Annotated in this window: 24 protein-coding genes, 1 tRNA gene and 2 riboswitches; of the genes, 18 read left to right on the forward strand and 7 right to left on the reverse strand. The window is 61.2% G+C overall.

Annotated features, from left to right (window positions below; translation table 11 throughout):
* Positions 1 to 26: 26 nt before the first annotated feature.
* Positions 27 to 596, reverse strand: a complete 570-nt coding sequence (locus ACR0DX_RS01990) for a cobalamin biosynthesis protein CobQ (RefSeq protein WP_170354656.1) — start codon at positions 594 to 596, stop codon at positions 27 to 29.
* A 61-nt stretch (positions 597 to 657) separates the two neighbouring features.
* On the opposite strand from ACR0DX_RS01990, the gene ACR0DX_RS01995 reads away from it, so the two are divergent.
* Positions 658 to 2,115: a cobyric acid synthase gene (locus ACR0DX_RS01995; RefSeq protein WP_170354657.1), complete on the forward strand. Its 1,458-nt coding sequence runs from the start codon at positions 658 to 660 to the stop codon at positions 2,113 to 2,115.
* A gap of 3 nt (positions 2,116 to 2,118) precedes the next feature.
* Here the strand turns inward: ACR0DX_RS01995 and ACR0DX_RS02000 are convergent, their stop codons facing one another.
* From ACR0DX_RS02000 to ACR0DX_RS02010, 3 genes are all read right to left on the reverse strand, one after another.
* On the reverse strand, positions 2,119 to 2,838 hold the full coding sequence (locus ACR0DX_RS02000; protein ID WP_170354658.1) for a hypothetical protein: 720 nt from the start codon (positions 2,836 to 2,838) through the stop codon (positions 2,119 to 2,121).
* 74 nt (positions 2,839 to 2,912) lie between these two features.
* Complete coding sequence (locus tag ACR0DX_RS02005; RefSeq protein ID WP_170354659.1) at positions 2,913 to 4,331, reverse strand: TolC family outer membrane protein; 1,419 nt, start codon at positions 4,329 to 4,331, stop codon at positions 2,913 to 2,915.
* A 96-nt stretch (positions 4,332 to 4,427) separates the two neighbouring features.
* Positions 4,428 to 5,081, reverse strand: a complete 654-nt coding sequence (locus ACR0DX_RS02010; RefSeq protein WP_170354660.1) for a protein-L-isoaspartate O-methyltransferase family protein — start codon at positions 5,079 to 5,081, stop codon at positions 4,428 to 4,430.
* A gap of 227 nt (positions 5,082 to 5,308) precedes the next feature.
* Here ACR0DX_RS02010 and ACR0DX_RS02015 point away from each other — a divergent pair.
* A tRNA-Cys gene (locus ACR0DX_RS02015) sits at positions 5,309 to 5,382 on the forward strand.
* A 776-nt stretch (positions 5,383 to 6,158) separates the two neighbouring features.
* Here ACR0DX_RS02015 and ACR0DX_RS02020 read toward each other — a convergent pair.
* Positions 6,159 to 7,151 carry an NAD(P)-dependent oxidoreductase gene (locus ACR0DX_RS02020; RefSeq protein ID WP_170354661.1) on the reverse strand — a complete coding sequence of 331 codons (993 nt, stop codon included), beginning with the start codon at positions 7,149 to 7,151 and terminating at the stop codon, positions 6,159 to 6,161.
* 111 nt (positions 7,152 to 7,262) lie between these two features.
* A riboswitch (cobalamin riboswitch) is annotated at positions 7,263 to 7,471 on the forward strand.
* A gap of 85 nt (positions 7,472 to 7,556) precedes the next feature.
* Here ACR0DX_RS02020 and ACR0DX_RS02025 point away from each other — a divergent pair.
* From ACR0DX_RS02025 to cobJ, 7 genes are read left to right on the forward strand one after another with little or no spacing between them, the layout of a single operon-like run.
* On the forward strand, positions 7,557 to 7,931 hold the full coding sequence (locus tag ACR0DX_RS02025) for a DUF1636 family protein (RefSeq protein ID WP_170354662.1): 375 nt from the start codon (positions 7,557 to 7,559) through the stop codon (positions 7,929 to 7,931).
* Position 7,932: 1 nt separating this feature from the next.
* The gene (gene cobW, locus ACR0DX_RS02030) at positions 7,933 to 8,988 is read left to right on the forward strand and encodes a cobalamin biosynthesis protein CobW (protein WP_480845008.1); all 1,056 of its coding nucleotides are present in this window, start codon (positions 7,933 to 7,935) and stop codon (positions 8,986 to 8,988) included.
* A 3-nt stretch (positions 8,989 to 8,991) separates the two neighbouring features.
* Positions 8,992 to 12,285: a cobaltochelatase subunit CobN gene (gene cobN, locus ACR0DX_RS02035; protein WP_480845010.1), complete on the forward strand. Its 3,294-nt coding sequence runs from the start codon at positions 8,992 to 8,994 to the stop codon at positions 12,283 to 12,285.
* Entirely contained in the window at positions 12,282 to 13,403 is a 1,122-nt protein-coding gene (gene cobG / locus ACR0DX_RS02040; protein WP_170354665.1) for a precorrin-3B synthase, read from the forward strand. Before cobN ends, cobG begins: the two co-directional genes overlap by 4 nt.
* A complete protein-coding gene (locus ACR0DX_RS02045; RefSeq protein ID WP_170354666.1) occupies positions 13,403 to 14,032 on the forward strand; it encodes a precorrin-8X methylmutase in 630 nt (209 codons plus the stop codon). Before cobG ends, ACR0DX_RS02045 begins: the two co-directional genes overlap by 1 nt.
* On the forward strand, positions 14,029 to 14,754 hold the full coding sequence (locus tag ACR0DX_RS02050) for a precorrin-2 C(20)-methyltransferase (protein ID WP_170354667.1): 726 nt from the start codon (positions 14,029 to 14,031) through the stop codon (positions 14,752 to 14,754). The genes ACR0DX_RS02045 and ACR0DX_RS02050 overlap by 4 nt, the downstream gene beginning before the upstream one ends.
* Positions 14,751 to 15,503, forward strand: coding sequence for a precorrin-3B C(17)-methyltransferase (cobJ, locus tag ACR0DX_RS02055; RefSeq protein WP_170354668.1), 753 nt, complete (start codon positions 14,751 to 14,753; stop codon positions 15,501 to 15,503). The genes ACR0DX_RS02050 and cobJ overlap by 4 nt, the downstream gene beginning before the upstream one ends.
* Here the strand turns inward: cobJ and ACR0DX_RS02060 are convergent.
* Positions 15,476 to 16,225: a cobalt-precorrin-6A reductase gene (locus ACR0DX_RS02060; protein ID WP_170354669.1), complete on the reverse strand. Its 750-nt coding sequence runs from the start codon at positions 16,223 to 16,225 to the stop codon at positions 15,476 to 15,478. The two genes, cobJ and ACR0DX_RS02060, sit on opposite strands and share 28 nt — an antisense overlap.
* Here ACR0DX_RS02060 and cbiE point away from each other — a divergent pair.
* From cbiE to ACR0DX_RS02105, 9 genes are all read left to right on the forward strand, one after another.
* Positions 16,224 to 17,423, forward strand: a complete 1,200-nt coding sequence (gene cbiE / locus ACR0DX_RS02065; RefSeq protein WP_170752366.1) for a precorrin-6y C5,15-methyltransferase (decarboxylating) subunit CbiE — start codon at positions 16,224 to 16,226, stop codon at positions 17,421 to 17,423. The two genes, ACR0DX_RS02060 and cbiE, sit on opposite strands and share 2 nt — an antisense overlap.
* Positions 17,420 to 17,788 (forward strand): cobalamin biosynthesis protein, encoded by a 369-nt coding sequence (locus tag ACR0DX_RS02070; RefSeq protein WP_480845058.1) that lies wholly within the window; start codon positions 17,420 to 17,422, stop codon positions 17,786 to 17,788. Before cbiE ends, ACR0DX_RS02070 begins: the two co-directional genes overlap by 4 nt.
* The gene (cobM, locus tag ACR0DX_RS02075) at positions 17,785 to 18,579 is read left to right on the forward strand and encodes a precorrin-4 C(11)-methyltransferase (RefSeq protein WP_170354671.1); all 795 of its coding nucleotides are present in this window, start codon (positions 17,785 to 17,787) and stop codon (positions 18,577 to 18,579) included. The genes ACR0DX_RS02070 and cobM overlap by 4 nt, the downstream gene beginning before the upstream one ends.
* Positions 18,572 to 19,900 (forward strand): cobyrinic acid a,c-diamide synthase CobB, encoded by a 1,329-nt coding sequence (locus tag ACR0DX_RS02080; protein ID WP_170354672.1) that lies wholly within the window; start codon positions 18,572 to 18,574, stop codon positions 19,898 to 19,900. Before cobM ends, ACR0DX_RS02080 begins: the two co-directional genes overlap by 8 nt.
* On the forward strand, positions 19,897 to 20,625 hold the full coding sequence (gene cobA, locus ACR0DX_RS02085) for a uroporphyrinogen-III C-methyltransferase (protein WP_170354673.1): 729 nt from the start codon (positions 19,897 to 19,899) through the stop codon (positions 20,623 to 20,625). Before ACR0DX_RS02080 ends, cobA begins: the two co-directional genes overlap by 4 nt.
* Positions 20,618 to 21,361: a precorrin-6A synthase (deacetylating) gene (cobF, locus tag ACR0DX_RS02090; RefSeq protein ID WP_170354674.1), complete on the forward strand. Its 744-nt coding sequence runs from the start codon at positions 20,618 to 20,620 to the stop codon at positions 21,359 to 21,361. Before cobA ends, cobF begins: the two co-directional genes overlap by 8 nt.
* Before the next feature lie 43 nt (positions 21,362 to 21,404).
* Positions 21,405 to 21,609: riboswitch (cobalamin riboswitch) on the forward strand.
* A gap of 36 nt (positions 21,610 to 21,645) precedes the next feature.
* On the forward strand, positions 21,646 to 21,816 hold the full coding sequence (locus tag ACR0DX_RS02095) for a CbtB domain-containing protein (RefSeq protein WP_170354675.1): 171 nt from the start codon (positions 21,646 to 21,648) through the stop codon (positions 21,814 to 21,816).
* Between the two features lie 4 nt (positions 21,817 to 21,820).
* A complete protein-coding gene (locus ACR0DX_RS02100) occupies positions 21,821 to 22,519 on the forward strand; it encodes a CbtA family protein (RefSeq protein ID WP_170354676.1) in 699 nt (232 codons plus the stop codon).
* A gap of 65 nt (positions 22,520 to 22,584) precedes the next feature.
* Positions 22,585 to 23,079, forward strand: a complete 495-nt coding sequence (locus tag ACR0DX_RS02105) for a hypothetical protein (RefSeq protein ID WP_170354677.1) — start codon at positions 22,585 to 22,587, stop codon at positions 23,077 to 23,079.
* Here the strand turns inward: ACR0DX_RS02105 and ACR0DX_RS02110 are convergent.
* On the reverse strand, positions 23,076 to 23,432 hold the full coding sequence (locus ACR0DX_RS02110) for a DUF1636 family protein (protein WP_353390465.1): 357 nt from the start codon (positions 23,430 to 23,432) through the stop codon (positions 23,076 to 23,078). The genes ACR0DX_RS02105 and ACR0DX_RS02110 overlap by 4 nt on opposite strands.
* Positions 23,433 to 23,485: the final 53 nt, after the last annotated feature.

Genomic DNA, 23,485 nt, shown 5'->3' on the forward strand with positions numbered 1-23,485 from the left:
CGCTTTTCTTTTGGACAGTGGCTATCTCAGAAAAACATCAGCCATTGCCGCGCGACCCATATTTCCGCTCCAAGCAACACCCCAAAGAACATCTTGGTCGAAGCGTCTAACCCGCGCCGCCAGAGTATCACGTAGGATGCCGCACACGCCGTGATCGAGACGGGAACAACCCATTGCGCATGATGCGCACTGTCCCAATAGCTGACCGGGCTATGAAAGACCCAGTTGCTTATCGGCCAAAACTGCGGCCGCCCATCCCCGGCATGCAATACAAAGTCGGTTATCAAATGCAGTAACCCGGCCGAGGCCCCAAGGACCACAGGCCGCGCGCCCACCCACAGCGCCACGACTAAAGCCAACCCCCAAACCAGAAACGAATTGTCGATGGCGAACACTGTTTGCCATGCATCGGAATAGTACAGTCGCCCGAAGACCACCTGCTCGGGGATACCCAGAATGAACAGCGACACACCAGCCATCAGGTAAAGGGACAGATCCGGCAAAACTGATCCGATCAACACCGCGCGCAGAATGCGCCCTTGCGGCGGGCGGGCAAAGACGGCGGCTCCGATCAAAAGATGGGCGGGTGTGTTCATCCGGTCTTTTCCTCTGCCGTCAAATCGGGTCATGTGCCCGTCAGGTTATAGGAGATCAATCATGGTTCGCGCCATCATGATTCAAGGTACTGGCAGCAATGTGGGCAAATCGGTTCTCGTGGCCGGCCTGGCACGCGCTTATTCACGGCGCGGGCTTAGAGTGGCTCCGTTCAAGCCGCAGAACATGTCGAACAACGCAGCCGTAACCGAAAACGGAGGCGAGATCGGGCGTGCTCAGGCGCTGCAGGCGTGGGCTGCGAACAGGCCAACTCACACCGACATGAACCCGATCCTGCTGAAGCCCGAGACCGATACAGGTGCTCAAATCATCGTTCAGGGTCAAAGGGCCGGCACGATGAAGGCGGGTGACTACCGCAAGGACAAATCCAAGCTGTTGAGCGCCGCGCTGGAAAGCTTTGACCGTTTGTGCGGTGATGCCGACCTTGTCCTGGTCGAGGGCGCAGGCAGTCCGGCTGAAACCAACCTGCGCAAGGGTGATATTGCCAATATGGGATTTGCTTGCGCTGCAGGCGTACCCGTAGTGCTGGTCGGCGACATTCACCGCGGCGGCGTGATCGCGCAGATCGTGGGCACGCAGGCTGTGCTGGATGCCCGTGACCTTACGATGATCAAGGGCTTTGCAGTGAACCGTTTCAAGGGCGATGTGTCCCTGTTCGACGAGGGGCGCGATGACATCGCCGCACGTACCGGCTGGCCATGCCTGGGCATCGTGCCGTGGTTCCAAGACGCCTGGAAGCTGCCCGCCGAAGACATGATGGACATCCGCTCTCACACCGGTGGGGCATGCAAAGTTGTAGTCCCGCAACTAGAACGCATGGCAAACTTCGACGATCTGGACCCGCTGTCTGCCGAGCCCGGCGTCACGGTCGAGGTCATTCCAGCCGGTCGCCCCCTACCCGGTGACGCGAACCTCGTGCTTTTGCCCGGCAGCAAATCCACCATCGGTGATCTGACCTATTTCCGCGCACAGGGTTGGGACGTTGACCTTTATGCCCATGTGCGGCGCGGAGGACATGTGCTGGGTCTGTGCGGCGGCTACCAGATGCTTGGCAAGACCATCTCTGACCCCGAGGGTGTGGATGGGCGACCCGGTACTGTCGAAGGGTTGGGTCTTTTGAATGTTGAGACCGTCATGGTCGGACAGAAAAAAGTGACACTCCGAACGGCGCGCGCCCTACCGGGTCACGAGCCGGTAACTGGATACGAAATCCACATGGGTCGCACGGATGGCCCCGATTGCGCGCGCGCCTGGCTCGAGGTTGCAGGTCGCGCCGAAGGTGCCACCGATACAACCGGACGCATCCGCGGCAGCTACCTGCACGGCATATTCGCATCGGATGCGTTCCGCGCGCGGTATTTGTTGGAACTAGGCGTAACTTCCGATCTGTCCTATGAGGACGGTGTCGACAAGACATTGAACGCGTTGGCCGATCATTTGGAACAGAACATGGACTTGGACCGACTACTTTCGCTGGCCGAAACACCCCATAGGGCATGAGCGTTAGTCGGGCTTGTGTTCAGCCAGCGCGCGGTAGATTTCGCGCCGCACCAGTTTGCGAACGTTGCGCGTGATCCGCTCACCCAATACGCCCTGCAGTTCTTCGCGAACCACCTGTGCGATCAAGTCCCGGAGCGCGTCTTCATCCAGCGGTGTGCGCTCCGTTTTAACGTCTTGCACCGGGTCAGCCTTCGCCGTCACCTTCGGATCGCGGATGAAAGTGGCTTTGGTTTCCGAGACGAGCGGTGCGTCAGCGGCGTCTGCTTCGTCTTCGTCAGCCTCGGCCTGCCAACTCAACGACTGAGTCAAGGTCCCAGCATAGGCATCTTGACCTTCACCGTCGGGTTCCCACTGATCCTCTGTCTTGGCGATCGCCGCCTCCAGCGCTTCGATCTTCGAGCTCAGGCTTTCAACAGGATCGTTTACGCGTTCTATTGGCTCTTCAATGCGTGGCTCGTTTTCTTTCACTGCGTCGGACGCCCGCAGAACCATGGGCTTCACAGAGACCTCGGCCGCATAGCCTGATACGTTCGCATCAGACGGAGTTTCCTTATCACCTTGGGATTCGCTTACGCGTAAGGAATCGGTCAGAACCAACCGGCCAGGCTTACGCGCACGAGTGGATTGCATGATATCCGGGATTTTGCGGCCTTCTTCGCTTACCAACCGCTTAATAGAGGACAGGACGTCCTCTACATTCCCGTTTGCGACATTGTCCGACATTCTTGAATACCACTCTTTCCTCAGGATTGAGTGTAGCCAAACACTTTCAACCTCACAACAGATAGTCGCGGCGTTTAATCACGCCGCAATGCTTTGAGGACGCGATCCAGATCCTTGCTCTGCCTGCTAACCTGAGCTGGGGCTTTCTTCACCAGATTGTAGTAAAGCGTCGGATCATAAATCTGCACCGCAAGACCCAGGCGTTCAGCGGTAAGCAAGCCTTGCGCTTGCAGCAGCTGGTATGCCGCCCGCGACCGTTCAGTGCGCGAAGCAACTTCGTTCAACTGCGCATCCAGCAGATCCTGCTGCGCATTGAGCACGTCCAGCGTGGTCCGTGCACCCAATGTTGCTTCTTCGCGGATGCCATCAAAGGCAACTTGCGAGGCCCGAACCTGTTCTGTCGAGGCCCGGAGACTAGCCGCTGCGGCCTGAAAGTTGGCATAAGATGCCGAAACACCCTGAGTGATGTCCTTTTGGACGTTTAGCAAGTTGGCGCGGGATGCATCACGTGTCGCCATAGCGCGACGAACCTGAGCGGCCAACGCACCGCCGGCGTAAATAGGTTGGTTGAAGTTCAACGCGATCGTTGCATCTTCGAGGTCATCATCATTGTCAAAGCTCTCGGTGATACCTGCATCGGCGTTCAGCGACACGTTCGGACCCAAATTGGCCCTTTGCTGCTGAACCAGCAGATCAAAAGCGCGCACTTCGTGCTGCGATGACAGGATCGCCGGGTGGTTGCGTTGCGCAAAAGCAATGGCCTCAGATTCTGAATTGGGAAGGCTCGGCAAACTGGGCTGACCCGCCGTAGCGCCGGGGGCTTTACCAACAGCGTTTACATATTCGGCCTGCGCGGTGCTGAGGTTACCGCGCGCGACCGCCAGTTCTGCCTGTGCACTAGCAAGCTGTGCTTCGGACAGCGCCACGTCAGTACGAGTCACTTCACCAACGTCAAATCGGTCCTGCGACGCACGCAGTTCTTCGGCCGAGACTTCGACATCGTTCAACTGAATTTGGACAGTTTCTTCTTGAAGAACTACATCCAGATAAGCGTTCACAGCCCGGAACAAAACGGCTTGTTCGATATCAATCAGATTTTGACGCGTGGACAGAACGATTTCTTGCGCAGACTGTTTGCCCAGTACCGAAAAACCACCATCATAGATCAATTGGCTCAACGTCAGGCCGGTAAAGAAGTTAGTCGGTTCCTGACGGTTCACAACGTCATCAACAGTCGAGCGAGTGTAGTCTTGACTGATTTGCACGGTCCAGTTGATGATCGGCCGCAAAGCTGCCAGCGCAATCGCAACGTCTTCGTCAGCCGCACGCAGCAAAGCCCGGTTCTGCTCGAGCAACCCGCTCGTATTGTATGCCCCGATGAACGCATCCGTCAGATTATCCGCCCAGGCGAACCGCCCGGGTAAAACACTAAGCGCAATTCCGGCCGTCAGCGCCATCGCCTTGACCAGTTTACCTCCCGCTTTGGAACTCATCACGAAATCCTCTCAAATCAAAAATTACGCTGCCCTGTCGACAGTTTGCGCGTTTGTTTTCAACTAATCAAGGCGACAGAAAAAACTATCACGGAATTATAGCGAAAATACACTTTCTGTGGAAAATGCTGCCAAAACCGGCGCATTGGCGTTGAACGCATGACGCCAGGTCACACGGCCATTCGACTTATGACCGATCCGAACGGTGCCCAGTGCACCTTCCATGAACACGCACGCAATTCGACCGTGGTCTTTCAACTGATCAATCAGCTTGTCCGGAATCTGCTCGACCCCTCCTTGCACCATGATCACATCGTATGGCCCATGCTCGGTCGCGCCTTGCTCGAGCGGCCCGACATGGACGATGGCATTGTCGGCGTCTGCATCCATAAGTATGGTCTGAGCCTCTGCTGCCAGGTCTTCGTCGTCTTCCACGGCCACGACCAATTCGGCCATTCGCGCTGCAATTGCTGTCGAATACCCCATGGCCGGAGCAATATCCAACACGGCTTCATCATTAGAAATATTCAACACGTCCAGCATCTTAGCCAGAGTTCTGGGTTCAAGCATACAGCGACCGTTCCCGAGGTCGATCAGCTCCTCGACATAAGCCGCCTCGCGCTGCGAATCCGGGACGAAATTCTCGCGCCGGACGGTAAGCATCGCGTCGATGATAGGAAATTTCGTGACGTCAGAGGGTCGGATTTGCGTGTCAACCATTGTACGGCGACGGGCTGCGAAATCTGTCATTGGATCGCTCGTTCTGTTCCCTAGTGTGCGTGGCTTGTGCCATATCCAGAAGAAACCGGCAACGCCTCAGTGCCTTCAAACTTACGATATCAGGCAATAATTCAGGACAAGAGCACTGCTGTGACAAATAAGCAGACTGAAATTTGCGCCCACCCCTCTGGACGCCCCAGACGAAAGCTGCTAAAACGCCGATCACACCACGACAAGTATTTGATTTTACTTGAAAAGGCGAGTTGGCGGAGTGGTGACGCAGCGGATTGCAAATCCGTGTACACCGGTTCGATTCCGGTACTCGCCTCCATTTTATTCTAAATCATTGACTTAGCCCTGTGGTGCTCGGGTGTGACACAAAGTGGGACACACCTGCAATGATACTGTCATCCTATTTAAGCCTCTCAAGACACGGTATTTATTACTTCCGTTGGCCTATCCCTCCGTCTTATGAGCAAAAGAGAACATCTGTAAGAATATCGTTGCTTGAGCGAATACTACTGCGTTGCCCTATGCAACGCCCACGCCCTCCGGAATGGATTAAGAAACCATGAGTGACAGTCTGGATAGCCGAGTGCGCCATTGAACTCAGGGCAACACTGCGCGGCGTTGGCGTGCGCCTGTTGATGTTAGGCTTACCGCTTTCAAGCGAAAGTCACAAATACGGTCCTTGATCTGACAAAGGACGCTGATGTTCACCAGGACACAGGCGTTTTTGGATGTGCGACTGGAAAAAAGCAACTTGGCATTCATGCTAGCACGACCTTGTGGTCGCGAAATAAGCAGGCGAAATCCTACTGAACGCATAGGCATGAACCAAGCGGGCAGTACCGGATCTACGGAAAACGGGCGGCTCGCGGGAATGCAAGCTCGTAACTTGCGACATGATTGGCACTTAGTATTTGAAGTCTTCGAACAGGTTTTCCTAGGGTTTGGCTATTCACCATACTTGGGTCTATCCGCACACAAATTGACTCTTGCCCCGTTGGTTCAGGTAGTTCAGTGGCCTGACAAAGTGGCAGCGAGCCCAATACTCGCCGCCTCTTTTCCAAGCTGGTCAAAGCGTTTTCGCGCAGTGTAATTGCGTCATTCGGCCCGACGTCCCTGAGGAATAACCTCGAATCCGGACGCTTCCGGCTCGTAGTCTTCCATTTCGGACGGGAAGCCGGGGGCTGTGATATCCAGCCCGGTGGCCTCTTCCAACCGCTTGATAATATTAGGGGAAAACTCTCGGTCGCCATAACGGGCGATGCCGTCGTCAAAGATACGCATCATCACCGGGTTGATCTCGAGCGGCACCCCCGCCCGGTCCGCCACATCCTGAAACAGGCCAATGTCCTTTTTCACCAAATCCATCGTGAACGAAATGTCCCGCGAGCCGTTCAGAATGACTTGGCTTTCGGTTTCATGCACGAAGGATGTCCCAGACGAGATCTTGATTGCCTCATATGTGGTGTTCAGATCCATCCCGGCGGCTTTGGCGGTCACAAGTGCTTCCGCGCAGGTGATCAGGTTGGCGGTGGCGAGGTAATTGGTCAGCACTTTCAACACCGAAGCAGTCCCGAGGTCACCGGTATGCAGAACCCGTCGGCCCATGGTGGTCAGAAAGGGCAGTATGCGCTCGAACGTGGCCCGGTCGCAGCCCGCGAAGATCGAGATATTGCCCGTCGCGGCGCGATGACAGCCACCCGACACAGGACAGTCTACCGCTGCGCCGCCACGTTCGATCACCTGAGCGCCCAATCGCTTGACTTCGGCTTCATCAGTGGTGGACATCTCCATCCAGATTTTGCCGGGGCTGACCTCAGGCAGCATCTCCTGCATCACCGCGTCCGAAGCGGCAGGTGATGGCAGGCAGGTAATAACCGCGTCGCAATCGCGCATCAGCTGGGCCGGGCTTTCGGCGGCCTTGGCCCCCTGTGACACGAAACCGTCGACGAGGTCAGAGTTCAAATCATGTACCGTCAGTTCGATCCCGTTGCGCAGCAAAGACCCTGACAGTTTGCCGCCCACATTGCCCAAGCCGATAAAGCCCACCTTCATGCGATACACCTCCTTTTTTGGCGTCGTTTTGTCCATGGCACCATGCCGCCCCACCCAAAGTCATGCCGCCCAGCGACGCTGTCAGGTCGCTTTTAACCCGAGGTGCGAAAGATGTTTGCGACTCGCTTGACAAGGGCCTGCCCGGTGCCGCATGTCCGATCCGTTGGTGTCCATCTGCAGATGGATGAAAAGGGAATGCGTCAGCGGGTCATCCGTCAAACGCAGCCGCCCCCGCGACCGTGACCGGAGAGGGTGCCCAAGCCACTGGCCAGCAAGGCCGGGAAGGCGGGTCATCCGACAGGGCAACCGCCCTGAAATCCGCAAGCCGGGAGACCTGCCAGCACCCGCGATTGAAACCGGACGGGGTGTTCCGGTGCCGGGTCACGCACGACCCGCATGAAACCCCGTCCCCCACGATGAGGATTTAGGGGGATGAGAGACATGACCGAAACCGCTCCGGTCGAGCTGCTGGTTTGCACCACCTGCCGCCGCGGCCTACCCATTGAAGATGACGCCCAACGCCCCGGCACGTTGCTGCACAAGGCGTTGGAACAGGCTGAACTGCCCGAGGGCGTGGCGCTGAAGGCTGTTGAATGCCTGTCGAATTGCGATCAGGGCTGTTCCATCGTGCTGCGCGGCGGGCCGGAACGCTGGACCTTTGTTTATGAGAACCTGAACGAAGTCGATCATGTCGACGTGATCGTAGACGGTGCCACCAAGTATCTGGCCACCGAAGACGGTCTGGTCAAATGGCGCGAGCGCCCCGAACATTTCCGCAAAAACTGCGCCTCGCGCATTCCCCCGATTGGAGCCTGACATGTCCACTTTGGAAAAACTCCCCGTTACTGTGATCACCGGCTTTCTGGGTTCGGGCAAGACCACGCTGGTGCGACACCTGATGCAGAACCCGCAGGGCAAGCGTCTGGCCGTTGTGGTCAACGAGTTTGGCGATGTCGGCGTGGACGGCGATATCCTGAAATCCTGCGCCATCCCCGATTGCCCGGCAGAGAACATCATGGAACTGGCAAACGGCTGCATTTGCTGCACCGTGGCCGATGATTTCATCCCCACGATCGAGGCGCTGATGGCGCTGGAGCCGCGCCCCGAGCATATCCTGATCGAAACATCTGGTTTGGCGCTGCCGAAACCGCTGCTGAAAGCGTTCGACTGGCCCGATATTCGGTCGAAAATCACCGTGGACGGCGTGATCGCGCTGGCCGATGCCGAGGCGGTCGCCGCCGGCCGGTTCGCGCCGAATGTCGAGGCAGTGGATGCCCAGCGCATGGCCGACGATTCCATCGACCACGAAACGCCTCTGTCCGAGGTGTTCGAGGATCAGATCTCCTGCGCCGACATCATCCTGCTGACCAAGCCTGATCTGGCCGGCCCCGAAGGTGTCGCCAAAGCCAAAGAGATCATCGCCGCAGAGGCCCCGCGCCCTCTGCCGGTCGTCGAAGTGGCCGAAGGCGTTGTGGACGTGCGCGTCGTGCTGGGTCTTGAGGCTGCCGCTGAGGATGACATGGAGGCGCGGCCCAGCCATCACGATGGCCACCATGATCACGAGCACGATGATTTCGAAAGCATCATCGTCGAGCTGCCGGAACAGACCGACCCGGCCGATCTGGTAGCGAAAATCGAACGTCTTGCCAAAGAACTGAACATCCTGCGCGTCAAAGGCTATGCCGCTGTTCAGGGCAAGCCAATGCGCCTTCTGGTTCAGGCTGTGGGCGCGCGCGTGCGTCATCAGTACGACCGTCCGTGGCAGCCTGGCGAAGAGCGCCGTTCGCGTCTGGTGGTGATTGCCGAGCATGACGACATCAAAGAGGCCGAAATTCGCGACATCCTCGTGGGCGTCACCGAGGCTGCCGAGTAAACTATGCACGTCGTCTTCCGCGAAAGCCACGGGTTAGAGGAATCCGAAACCCCAACCGATCTGGGCCAGAGCCCGGCGGATTTGGTGGTGCTGTCGTTCTCGGACAGCGACCTTGGTGCTTTCGCGGCAGGCTGGCATCGTGGCGGCGGACCCGAGGGTCGGATGCCGACCTTGCGGCTGGCCAATCTGACGGCGCTGAAACATCCCCTCTCGGTGGATACCTATGTCGAGCAGACGTTGGAGGGCGCCAAGGGCATCCTGATCCGACTGATCGGCGGGGTGCCCTATTGGTCCTACGGACTGCAGCAGGTTCTATCGCTTGCGCAGACCAAAGGGATTGCTGTGGCCGTGCTGCCGGCGGACGGGCGCGAGGATACGCGGCTGGATGACTATTCGACCCTGCCCGTCTCCACCCTGCGCCGCTTGGCGCATCTTTGCGACACCGGTGGCGAGGTTGCAGCACAAGCCGCTTTGGCGCAGATGGCATTGGCAGCCGGTCTGTATGCGGGCCCGGTGATGGGCGCCAAGTCCTTGCCCGACTGCGGCGCATGGTGCCCGGACCGCGGTGTGATCCCGGCGGAACAGGCGTTTTCCGGGGATGCGAAACGCATCCTCGTCACCTTCTACCGCGCTTATCTGACATCCGCCGACACCGCCCCCGTGGCCGCCCTAATCCGCAGTCTGCGCGCACGCGGGTTGGACGCCGTGGGCCTATTCGCTCCCTCGCTGAAAGCTCCCACCGCCGCCGACTGGCTGCGCGACACCATCGTTTCTCTGGCCCCATCCGCGATCATCAACGCCACCTCCTTCTCGGGTAAAGGCGCATCTGGCACCTCGCCCTTGGACGCCGCCAATATACCCGTTTTCCAAGTCGCACTGGCCACCTCGCGCCGCAAAGCCTGGGCCGAAGCGGAACGCGGTCTCTCGCCCGCCGACCTCGCCATGCATGTGGTGCTGCCCGAGGTGGACGGGCGGATTTCAGCAGGCATCGCCTCGTTCAAGGAGCCGGGCAAGCGCGACCAGCATCTGGAATATTCCCGCTTTGCCCACCGGGCCGAGGAGGAACGGATTGAGGCCATCCTTGACCGTGTGACCGGCTGGCTGAACTTGCAAGGCAAACCCAAATCCGATCAGGTGCCCGCGCTGGTTCTGTCCACCTATCCCGGCAAGGACTGGCAGATGGCCCATGCGGTGGGCCTTGACGCGTTGGCCTCCGCCGAAGCGATGCTGTCCGACCTGCAGGCCGAAGGCTATGACACCGCCCCCGCCGAGCCAATTTCTGACGCGCTGTTGGACGCGCGGATTGCATGGCCCCTTGCCGACTATCAGGCCGCGCTGGCCGACCTACCCGAACAGCTACGCATCGACCTGCAATCCGTCTGGGGTGCGCCCGAGAGTGATCCCGCTTTCGCGGATGGTGCCTTCCACTTCACCGCGCTGCGCCGGGGCAAAGCTCTGGTCGCACTGCAACCCGAGCGCGGCACGCCCGAGCTGCGCGATGACGACTATCACGACCTGTCACGCACCCCGCGCCACAGCTATGTCGCCTTCTACCTGTGGTTGCGCAAAAGCCTGCACGCCGACGCGCTGATCCATATCGGAGCCCATGGCACACTGGAATGGCTGCCCGGAAAATCCGTCGCCCTGTCCAACACATGCTGGCCCGAGGCGCTGATCCGCGACCTGCCCGTGATCTACCCCTTCATCGTCAATGATCCCGGCGAGGCCGCGCAAGCCAAGCGTCGGATCGGAGCCGTCACGCTGGGGCACATCCCGCCCGCGCTGAAAGAAAGCGGCACGCCCGACCGGATGGTCCGGCTGGAATCCCTACTGGATGAGTTCTCGAACGCCGATGGTCTAGACCCCAAACGCCGCGACCGACTGCAAGAGGATATCCGCGACGAGGCGCGGGCAATCGGGCTGGAAAGCGATCTGGGTCTGGATCAGGCCACCTGCACCGCCGAGGCGATCACTCGCATCGACCGCTTTGTCTGCGACATCAAGGAAAGCCAGTTCGGTGACGGTCTGCACATCTTTGGCCGGGCGCCCGAAGTCACCGGTAATTTCGATCCCGGACCCTCGGCACATTGCGAACGTAACGGGTTGCTGGATGCGCTGGCCGGAAAACGGATCGAGGCCGGGCCGTCCGGTTCGCCTTATCGTGGCCGCTCGGACGTGCTGCCGACGGGTCGGAACCTTTATACCACCGACCCGCGCTCGGTCCCGACCCGCGCTGCCTATACCCAGGGCGTGAAACTGGCCGAGGAACTGGTACGGAGACACCTGCAAGAGGAAGGCGATTATCCCAAGGGGCTTATCGTTGACCTCTGGGGCTCGGCCACCATGCGCACGGCGGGTGAGGAATTCGCCATGGCGCTGCATCTGCTGGGCGTCAAGCCGGTCTGGGACAAGGGCTCGGAACGCGTCTCGGGCATCGAGGTTCTGCCGATCACCGACCTCAGCCGCCCGCGTCTGGACGTGACGCTGCGGGTCTCGGGCCTGTTCCGCGACGTGTTCCCGACGCTTTCGGCGCTGTACGGTCAGGCGATCCGGGCCTTGTCGGCGCGCGATGAGGCGGTCGATTGGAACCCCTATGCCGGTCAGGAACCCGCCGCCCGCGTCTATGGCCCCGCCCCCGGAAGCTATGGCGTGAACATGACGCAATTGTCCGAAATCTATACCAATGAGGCGCGCACACAGGCGGGCGAGGCATGGCTGGATGCCAGCTCTTACGCGTTGGAAGGCGAGCATGTCGCGCAGGACAAGGACGGCATCACCCAGCGCGTCGCCAATGCCGACAGTTTCGTCCACCTGCAGGATTTGACCGAGACCGACCTGCTACTGGCCAATGATTACGCCACGCATGAAGCCGGATTTGCCGCCGCCAAAAAGATCACAGGCGGCGCGGCGCAGCTGTATCATCTGGACAACACCAACCCCGAAACCCCGCGCGCGCGGACCCTGCCCGAAGAGATCAGCCTCGTGGTCCACGCCCGCGCCGCCAATCCGGGTTGGATCGCCGGGATGCAACGCCACGGGTTCCGGGGCGCAGCCGAGATAGCCGCGACGCTGGATCATATGGCCTCATTCGCGCATCTATCTGGCACAGTCGCGCCGCATCTGTTTGACCTCTACCACGATGCCACGTTGGGCAACGAAGACGTCGACGCTTTTCTCGCCGAGGTCAACCCGAAGGCCCATCAGGCCATGCAGGACCGGTTCCGCGCTTTGCTTGAGGCGGGGTTATGGAACACGCGCCGCAACTCGATCCGTGCGGATCTGGAGGGGCTGGGATGAGCGCTCCCGTCGTACAGGGCTGGTGCCCCGGCGCGCACCGTCCGATGATGTCGGGCGATGGGCTGGTGGTCCGGGTGCGGCCTCGGCTGGCACGACTGACAGCTGAGCAGGCCACGGGTCTGTGTGATCTGGCCGAGCGTTTTGGCAATGGCACCATCGACCTGACCAACCGCGCTAACCTGCAGCTGCGGGGTGTATCCGAGACGGATCATCAATCGCTGCTGTCCGAACTGGCCGCGCTGAACCTGCTAGACGCCGAGCCGGGGATCGAGGTGCGCCGCAACATTCTGGTCTCACCTCTTTACCAAGCCGGAGACCTGACCGCTCGGCTGGCGCAAGAACTTATTGACCGGCTGGCGGAACTGCCCGCCCTGCCCGCCAAGTTCGGCTTTGCCATCGACACCGGACCTGAGCGCCTGCTAGCTGGGGATTCAGCCGACATTCGGCTGGAAACCGCCCCGAACGGCCTGATCCTGCGCGCCGATGGGGCCGAGACCGGACGTCTGGTCCAAGAACCCGAGGCCATCGACCAGTTGATCGCCCTAGCCGCATGGTTCGCCCAAACCTACACACCCGAGAGCCGGCGCATGGCGCGCGTGGTCTCGAACTTGCCATCAGAGTGGCAGGGCACGGCACCGGGACCTTTGGGCAGGCCGTTGCAGCCCGGTCCCTGCGATCAGGGAACGCTCTATGGCGCGGCCTTCGGGCAACTGCCCGCACGTGCCCTGAAAGAGCTGATTGCGCAAAGCGGTGCCAATGCCCTGCGGGTCACACCTTGGCGGCTGATCCTGTTGGAGGGCGGGGCGGCGATACCTGCCCCAGCCTTTGTCACAGATGGCACCAACCCGCTTATGACGACCGACGCCTGCCCCGGCGCGCCATATTGCCCGCAAGCGCAAGTGGAGACCCGCGATATCGCCCGTGCTTTGGCCGCACGCGTACCGGGCAGCCTGCATGTCTCGGGCTGCGCCAAAGGATGCGCGCGCATGGGTCCCGCCGATGTAACCCTGGTCGGCAATGCCCGACGATTTGATCTTGTCAAACAAGGCCGCGCGGGGGATGAGCCCTGCCAGACCGGCCTGACCGAAGAAACACTTATGAATATGGACTTCACCTGATGCCCTATACTTATGAAACCGATGGCGCTGCGATCTATAAGGAGAGCTTTGCCACCATCCGGTCCGAGGCCGATCTGGCCCGGTTCGACGCCGATGAGGAACAGGTCGCTGTCCGCATGATCCACGCCGCTGGCATGGTTGGGTTGGAGGAGTTCGTTCATTTTTCGCCCGGGTTTGTGGCCGCTGCCCGCACCGCACTGGAAAACGGCGCGCCGATCCTGTGTGACGCGCGCATGGTCAGCGAGGGCGTGACCCGGTTCCGTCTGCCCGCCGACAATGAGGTGATCTGCACCCTGCATGACGAACGTGTGCGCCCCTTGGCCGCTGAGATGAGCAACACACGCTCGGCTGCTGCGCTGGAGCTGTGGCGCCCGCATCTGGAAGGTGCCGTTGTCGCTATCGGCAACGCACCCACCGCGCTGTTCCATCTGCTGAACATGCTGGAAGACCCCGACTGCCCACGCCCCGCCGCGATCATCGGCTGTCCCGTGGGCTTTGTCGGCGCGGTCGAATCCAAAGACGCCTTGTGGGAGGCACAGCCGGTACCGTCCTGCATCGTGAAGGGTCGTCTGGGCGGCAGCGCCATCACCGTCGCCGCCATCAACGCCATCGCGAGCCGCGCGGAATGAGCGGTACCATCTATGGCGTGGGTCTCGGCCCCGGCGATCCCGACCTGATGAGCGTGCGGGCTGATCGCCTGCTGCGCAATGCGCGCCATGTGGCGTTTTTCCGCAAGCCCGGTCGCAGTGGGCAGGCGCGCAAAATCGTCAATGGGATGATCCCCGAAAACGCCGTTGAATTCCCGATGGAATACCCGGTCACGACCGAAATCCCATTGACCGATCCGCGCTATAACGAACTGCTTGCAGCGTTCTACGAAGACTGCGCCGCGCATCTGAAGGCGCTGTCTGATAATGGCGAGGATGTGGTGGTTCTGTGCGAGGGCGATCCGTTCTTCTACGGCTCTTTCATGCACCTTTACAATCGCTTGCGCGATAAAACTGATGTTGAAGTCGTACCTGCCATCACTGGCATGTCCGGCGCGTGGACAGCGACAGGTGACCCGATCACATGGGGCGATGACATCCTGACTGTTCTGGCAGGCACGTTGTCCGAAGACGTTCTGGCCCAACAGATGGCGCAGACCGACGCGCTGGTGGTGATGAAGATCGGCCGCAATATTGACAAAGTGAAACGCGCGCTGAAAACGGCTGGGCTGTATGACCGGGCGTGGATCGTCGAATATGCCCAGATGCCCAATCAACGCGTCTGCAAGCTGTCTGAAAACTGCGACGGCATCACTCCCTATTTCTCGATCATCATCGTGCATGGACAGGGGCGCAGACCATGAGCGGCTGGGTCAAGATCGCCGGTCTTGGACCGGGGGATGAGGCGCTGGTGACGCCCGAGGTGACCGCTGCTTTGGCCGAGGCCACGGACGTGGTCGGCTATATTCCGTACGTGGCACGCGTGGCCGAACGCGAAGGACTGACGCCGCACGCCAGTGACAACCGGGTTGAGATCGACCGCTCGCAGCACGCGTTGCAGATGGCTGCGGAGGGCAAACGCGTGGTCGTTGTGTCCTCGGGCGATCCCGGTGTGTTTGCAATGGCGTCGGCAGTGTTTGAGGCGCTGGAGAATGGCCCGTCCGAGTGGCGTAATATCCAGATTGACGTGCTGCCGGGGATTACGGCGATGTTGGCGGCGTCGGCCCGTGCGGGCGCGCCAATGGGGCATGATTTCTGCGCCATCAACCTGAGTGACAACCTCAAGCCGTGGTCCTTGATCGAAAAGCGCCTGCGGCTGGCCGCGCAGGCAGATTTCTCGATGGCGTTTTACAATCCGCGCTCGAAGTCCCGCCCTGAAGGCTTTGTAAAGACGCTGGAAATCCTGCGTGAGGAATGCGAGCCCGAACGGCTGATCCTGTTCGCCCGCGCCGTATCGCGCGCGGATGAGGCCATTGGGATTTCGACACTGGCCGACGCCACACCCGAGATGGCAGATATGCAGACGGTGGTCATCGTCGGCTCGTCCCGCACTCGCGTGATCGAGCGTGACGGCGCGCCGATCGTCTACACCCCGAGGTTCACGCCAGAATGAGCCAGCCAGTCCAGAACCTGAGCGACGCTCGACAATTCGACCCGCTGCGGCAGGGCCGGACGGTCGATCATCAGCACTGGCAGGCCCAGCGCCCGCGCCGCGTCCAGCTTGGCGCGCGCGCCAAGGCCGCCTGCGTTCTTGGACACGACCAACTGGATCTCATGACGCTGCATCAACGCCTGATCATCGGCCAGAGTGAACGGCCCGCGCGAAACAACCACATCGCAATTAGGCAACGGCAGAGTACCCGGTTCATCGACCAGCCTCAGCAAGTAGCGATGCTGAGGCTGTGTGGCGAACTCCTGAAGATGCATCCGGCCCACGGCCAGAAACACCCGCTGCGGCGCACCGGACAGGGCGGCCACCGCGCCGTCGATATCCGGAACGTGCTGCCAATGGTCTCCGTCCTTTTCCACCCACGCCGGGCGGGTCAGCGCGGCCAGCGGCACCCCGCTTTGATGGCAGGCGGCCACCGCGTTGGCGCTCATCTGCGCGGCGAAGGGGTGCGTGGCGTCGATCACATGGGTTACAGTATGGTCGCGCAGATAGGCGGCCAGACCGGCAACGCCCCCGAACCCGCCTACGCGCACCGGCAGCGGCTGCGGGCGCGGGTTGCCGACGCGACCGGCATAAGAGTAGGTCGCTGGGATGCCCAACTCGGCCACGGTTTTGGCCAAGGCGTTGGCCTCGGTGGTGCCGCCAAGGATCAGGAGATGTGTCATGCATGAAGCTCCGTGGCTGACCGTTCTGGGCCTGGGTGAGGATGGGCTTGATGGCCTGTCGCCTGCAAGCCGTCAAGTGCTGGACCGCGCCGAAATCATCATGGGCCCGCCGCGCCACCTGTCGCTGATCCCCGACAGCCAGGCCCAGCGGGTCGAATGGCCGGTGCCTTTTGCCGACGGGCTGCCCGTGCTGACGGGGTTCCGGGGGCGGCCCACCGTGGTGCTGGCCTCGGGCGATCCGTTCTGGTTTGGCGCGGGGTCTGTCATCGCGCGCAATTTCGAAGCCGGGGAATGGACTGCCCTGCCCGGCCAATCGACGTTTTCGCTGGCCGCCGCCCGGCTGGGCTGGCCGCTGGAGGCAACACTGACTTTTGGCCTGCACGCCGCCCCTCTGACCCGGCTGCGCCCACACCTGTCGCCGGGCCTGCGCGCCATCCTGCTGCTGCGCAACGGGGCTGCGGTGACGGAACTGGCGACTTACCTGACCGAGACCGGTTTTGCTGACACCCGCCTGCATGTGATGGAGGCGCTCGGCGGCCCTCGTGAGCGTTCCCGCAGTGTGTCCCTGACCGAGGCGCTGCTGGGCGGGTTCGATCACCCGGTCTGCGTCGCGCTAGAGGTCGCGGGTGATGGGCGCGCACTGCCGAAATCCTCGGGCAAGCCGGATGAGATATTCGAGACCGATGGACAGATCACCAAACGCCCTATCCGCGCCCTGACCCTGTCTGCGCTGGCCCCACAGCGCGGCGAGCATTTGTGGGATATCGGCGGTGGCACCGGCTCGATCAGTATAGAATGGCTGATGTGTGATCCGACACTGACGGCCACCACAATTGAACCTCGCGCAGATCGTGCCGAGCGTATTCGCCGCAATGCGGATGCGCTGGGACAGGATCGGCTGAGTGTAGTCCACGGCACTGCCCCTGATGACCTGACCGGGCTTGCGTTGCCCGATGTGGTGTTTATCGGCGGCGGATTGAACGCAAACCTTCTGGCATGGTTGCGCGATGCGCTACCTGAAGGCACGCGGTTGGTCGCTAATGCGGTGACGCTGGAAAGCGAAACGTTACTGGCGCAATGGCACGACGCATTAGGCGGCGACCTTCTGCGGATCGAACTGGCTCAGGCTGCGCCTTTGGGCCCCCGACGCGGTTGGAAATCTGCCTATCCGGTGGTGCAGTGGAGCGTCACGCTATGATCGTCGCGGGCCTTGGCTTTTCCTCCGCCGCCACCATGGACAGCCTGCGCGCGGCCTTTACGGCGGCCGCCGCGGACCACCCCGTCAGCGCCTTGGCGACCGTCGCGGACAAGGAAGGTCACGCCGCGCTTGCAGAATTCGCCGCCGAAACCGCCCTGCCCCTGCATTTCATCGCACCCGCCGATTTGGCCGGGCAGCGCACGCTCACTTGCTCGCCCCGCAGCCGCGCCAGTTACGGCACCAGCAGCGTGGCCGAAGCGTCCGCCCTTGCCGCCGCCGGACTGGGCGCGCGGCTGCTTTCACCCCGACAGATATCAGACGACCGGCTGGCCACTTGCGCCATCGCCATCGGAGGACAGACATGACCGTTCATTTCATCGGCGCCGGACCGGGCGCTGCCGACCTGTTGACCCTGCGCGGGCGCGATATCATCGCGTCCTGTCCCGTGTGCCTTTATGCGGGTTCGCTGGTTCCCGAAGAGATCCTGAGCCACTGCCCCGAGGGGGCCAAGATCATCAACACCGCGCCGATGGATCTGGATCAGATCATGGCCCAGATCGACGCCGCGCATAAGGCCGGTCAAGATGTGGCCCGACTGCATTCAGGCGATTTGTCGGTCTGGTCCGCCATGGGTGAGCAAATCCGCCGGTTGAAAGAAATGGGTATCCCGGTCAGCGTCACCCCCGGCGTTCCCTCTTTCGCTGCGGCTGCCGCAGCCTTGGGCACCGAGCTGACCCTGCCTGGCCTCGCGCAATCGGTGGTGCTGACCCGCACGCCGGGCCGCGCGTCTTCGATGCCCGAGGGTGAGACGCTTGAGAACTTCGCCCGCACCGGCGCGACATTGGCCATTCACCTCTCGATCGGCAATCTGGACAAGGTCATCGCCGACCTGACCCCGGCCTATGGGGCTAATTGCCCGGTGGCCGTGGTCTATCGGGCCAGTTGGCCCGATGAGCGCATCATCCGTGCCACTTTGGACACCCTGAAAGACGTGTTGGATGAAAGCATCGCACGTACCGCCCTGATCATGGTCGGCCCAGCGCTGGCGGGCGAAGGGTTCGACGAAAGCTGCCTCTATTCCAAAGATTACGACCGCCGCTATCGCCCGCAAAGCGCCGATAGCCCGTGGTCCAGTTGGAGCCCCGAGGATGAATGACGCGATGACTAACCCTCCGGGCCTTTTGATTTCCGCGCCGTCCTCGGGAACGGGCAAGACCACGGTCATGCTGGGCTTGTTACGTGCGCTGGCCGAGGATGGTCTGACCGTTCAGCCTTTTAAAAGCGGACCGGATTATATCGACCCAGCCTTTCACCGGGCGGCGGCGGGGCGGGCCTCGTTCAATCTGGACAGCTGGGCCATGGGTGAGCCTTTGTTGGACGCGATTTCAGCGCAGGCTGAGGGCGCGGATATTGTGGTCGCCGAGGGTTCGATGGGGTTGTTCGACGGCGTCGCCAAGCCCGGTGAACTGGGTCATGGGTCCAGTGCGGAAACCGCGTTACGGATGGGCTGGCCGGTGGTGCTGGTGCTGGATGTGGGCGGTCAGGCGCAATCGGCGGCGGCGACGGCTTTGGGGTTCAAGATGTATAACCCCGATCTGCCCTTTGCGGGCGTGATTCTGAACCGCTGCGCCAGCCCCCGGCATGAGCGGTTGACGAGGTTGGGAATGGAACGCGCGGGCCTGCCGGTTCTGGGCGTGCTGCCCCGTCGTGGAGACCTGACCCTGCCCGAGCGGCATCTGGGCCTGATCCAGGCGGTTGAACATCCCGATCTGGAAAGCGCAATTGTGGGCTATGCCGCGTTTCTGCGCGAACATGTCGATCTTGAGGCGATCAAGCGGGCGGCGTCCTCAGGCCCGAATGGGCCATCGTCCGCCGCGCTGCCGCGGCCACCGGCGCAACGGATCGCGCTGGCCCGCGATGCGGCGTTTTCGTTCACCTATCCGCATTTGCTGGAAGGCTGGCGGGCGGCTGGGGCCGAGGTGTTACCGTTCTCGCCATTGGCGAATGAAGCCCCGGCGGCGGATGCAGATCTGGTCTGGTTGCCGGGCGGATATCCCGAGTTGCATGCAGGCATTCTGGCCGCCGCATCCGTCTTTCAGGAAGGGTTGCGGAACCACGCGCAAACCAAGCCCGTGCATGGGGAGTGCGGGGGTTATATGGCGTTGGGACAGGCTCTGATCGATAAAGAGGGTGTCTCGCACCAGATGGCCGGGTTGTTGGGGCTGGTGACGTCCTATGAAAAGCGCAAGTTCAATCTGGGCTATCGCCGCGCCGAACTGCTGGCCCCGATGCCCGGCTTTGCCGTAGGCACAGGCCTGCGGGGGCATGAGTTCCACTATTCCTCGATCATCGAGCAACCTGACGCGCCTTTGGCCCGTGTGTTTGACGCAGAAGGGGCCGAAGGGCCGCAGACCGGATCGGTGCGTGGCAATGTGACCGGCACGTTCTTTCACCTGATCGCGGAGGCCTCAGTATGAGTGGGTTTGTCTCGTTCATTGGCTCAGGCCCCGGCGACCCGGAGCTGTTGACGCTGAAGGCTGTGGACCGGATGCAGAAGGCGGATGCGGTGCTGTTTGATGACCTCAGCAGCGGGCCGATCCTGACCCATGCGCGCGACGATGCCGATCTGGTGGGCGTGGGCAAACGGGCGGGGCGCCCCTCGCCCAAGCAGGACCATGTCAGCCGGTTGCTGGTGGATTACGCCCTGACCGGGCAGCGGGTCGTGCGGTTGAAATCCGGCGATGGCGGCATGTTCGGGCGTCTGGAAGAAGAACTGGTGGCCCTGCGCGCGGCTGGGATCGAATACGAGATCATACCCGGCATCCCCTCGGCCGTGGCGGCAGCGGCGGCGGCGGGCATCCCGCTGACCCGCAGGCTGACCGCGCGGCGAGTACAGTTTGTCACTGGTCATGATGTCAGCGGCAAACTGCCTGAGGACCTGAACCTGCCTGCGCTGGCCGACCCCGATGCGACCACGGTCGTCTTCATGGGCAAGCGCACCTTCCCCCTGCTGGTCGAAACGTTGCACGCCCATGGCCTCCCGCTGGAGACGCCAGCACTAATGGCCGAATCCGTCTCGACCCCCGAACAAAAGCTGCATCGCAGTACTGTAGGCGCGCTGTCCGAAAAACTGGCGGACGAGATAGGCACCGCCCCGGCGCTGATCCTTTATGGCCCGCTGGCAGAGTTTGACGATGTTTGACCTGACCTTGATCGGCATTGGAACCGGGAACCCTGACCACGTGACCTTTCAGGGCGCGCAGGCGATCCGCTCGGCGGACCTGATCCTGATCCCCCGCAAGGGCGAGAACAAGGCCGATCTGGCCGGGCTGCGCGAAAAGATCATTGCGCAGGTGACCGACACGCCGCCGCAGATCGCCTATTTCGACATCCCCAAGCGCCGCTCGGAAGACGGGTATCTGCGCGGGGTGGACGAATGGCACGACGCGATTGCGCTGCGCTGGCGCGAGGCGATTACCGCCCATCCCGGCGCACAGCACGTGGCGCTACTGATCTGGGGCGATCCGTCGCTATACGACAGCTCACTGCGAATCGCGGCGCGGTTGGACCCTCAACCGACGACGCGGGTGATCCCTGGCATCACAGCGCTGCAGGCGTTGACGGCGGCCCACGCGATTCCGATCAACGATCTGGGTGCCCCCTACATCGTGACCACGGGGCGGCGGATTCGCGACGAAGGGTGGCCAGACGGTGCATCAAACGTGGCGGTCATGTTGGATGGTGAGTGCTCGTTCCAACATCTTCAGATGGCAGATTATGACATCTGGTGGGGGGCTTATGTGGGCATGACTGAAGAAATCCTGATCAACGGCCCTCTGAGCGATGTTGCACAGTCGATTCTGGACACCCGAGCGACTGCGCGCGCTGATCATGGGTGGATCATGGATATTTATCTTCTCAAAAAGCGCGTGATCTGACCTAAAACGTCGCAAATGGCGATTGCGCGACAGCAGATGTAACGGCTAAATGAACCTGTCTGGTCCTGTCGGCAATACCGGCAAGCTAAGAGGGAATGTGGTGAGACCGCGCGCGATCGAATCCACAGCCGCCCCCGCGACTGTAAGCGGTGAGCCCTGTTCAACCAGCCACTCCTAAGTTTCAGGGGGAAGGCGAACAGAGGCATCGACCCGCCAGCCAGGAGACCTGCCAGGCACGAATGAAAACACCAACCGTCGGGTGCGACGGTAAAGGAGAACTAAAAATGGCAACTCAAGCAACAACCGCATCGACCTCACGCGTTGGTATCCTGCCGGTTATGTTCGCTGTGGTTCTGGGCCTTGGCGTCATCACGTTGACCGGCCACGTTCAGGCCGCGGCCCTGCATGACGCAGCCCACGATGTGCGCCACGCGACCGGCTTCCCCTGCCACTAAACCCATGTTTAGCCGTATCCTGACCAGCGCGTTGTTCGCTGGTGCTGCAGCGGGGCTGATTGCCGCCTTGCTGCAGTTGGTCTTTGTGCAACCTGTGTTGCTGCACGCGGAACTGTATGAATCGGGCGAATTGATCCATTTCGGCGGTGACGTCGTAAGTGCTCACCCCGAGCTACCGGGAATGTTCTCGGACCTGTTCCGCGATGCGCTGAGCGTCATTTTCACGATGCTTATCTATACCGGTTATGCGCTGATGATGATTGCGCTGATGTCCGTGGCTGAGGGCAACGGCCATAAGATTGACGGGCGCACCGGCGTTTTGTGGGGGCTTGCGGGGTTCATTGCCGTACACCTCGCACCCGGATTCTCGCTCGCGCCAGAAGTGCCCGGCGTGGCAGCAGCCGATGTCGCTGCGCGTCAAATCTGGTGGTTTGCGACCGTCGCAGCAGCAGGTGTTGCCATGTGGCTGATTGCTTTTGGCGGCACTCTGATCAGCTATGTGATCGCAGCCGCCCTGCTGTTGGCCCCACATCTGATCGGCGCGCCCGAGCCGGACGTGTTCACCGGCCCCGTTCCGACCGAGATCGGCGCGCTGTTTGCCGCGCGCGCTTTTGGCATCGGACTGGTAGCCTGGGTTCTGGTCGGGGCATTCGCCGGGTGCTTCTGGCGACATGAAAGCCAGCGTGCCGAAGCTGCGGCCTGACAAGCACGCTTATGAACACGCCGAGACCAGCTCGGCGTGTTTCTACTACCATCAAGGAACATAAAATGGCACGCTCACTTGCCCTGTTTGCAATCGGCATAGTTTTTGGAAGTGGTGCAGGATTTGTGGTTGCGGCTGCAAATGGCGTCACTTTCGACGGCCATGACCATGGCGATCCTGCACATCACAGTCCATCTCACGCCGAGGCAGCCGCACACGATCATTCGACTGCCATCAACCTGCCTGCTGGCGCTGATGCTCCGGGGCTTGAGATCGCTCTTACGCCCGATCCTATGGCGGGCTGGAACCTGCATGTCATGCCGCAGAACTTTCGGTTCTCACCACAAAATGCCTCAAAGACCGATGTCGACGGCGAGGGGCATGCACATGTCTACGTAAATGGAGAGAAACTGGCCCGGCTGTACGGTAACTGGATGCATATCGACCATCTGCCGCAGGGCGAGGTCGAAGTCTCGGTCTCTCTGAACGCAAACGGCCACAGCCCGCTGACGGTCGACAACATCCCCGTCAGCGCGGCGGTCACACTACAGGTCGACTAAAGCGCCGGGATACGCGCCCGCAAGCACATTCGGAGCCGCCCGCAAGGCCGGGCGTCTTCGATCCAGCCTTTGGGGCTTTCCAGATAGGTCCGGCAGGTCGCCACGATATCATCGGCGTCCGAAGCGACATCGACCCCTGAAAACACATATGACGCCCCGCCATCGGCCTGCAGCGCGATGGCCACGGGTTCAGAGCATCCGCTGAAACAGGCGTGCTGATCGACCGAAACCCTTCCCTCAATCCCCGCGCGAGTCAGAGCGAATTCGACAGCTTTGACCTCAGCCCCGCAATCGCGGGAACCGGCACAGGACGAACATATCAACAGGCGCATCTGATCCAATTCGGACCTCATCGGGTGGCATTTGCCTGTTTCTGGGGGTTTCCGGCCACAGGCGCAATCGGGAA

The organism is Ruegeria sp. D3 (genome assembly GCF_056534465.1).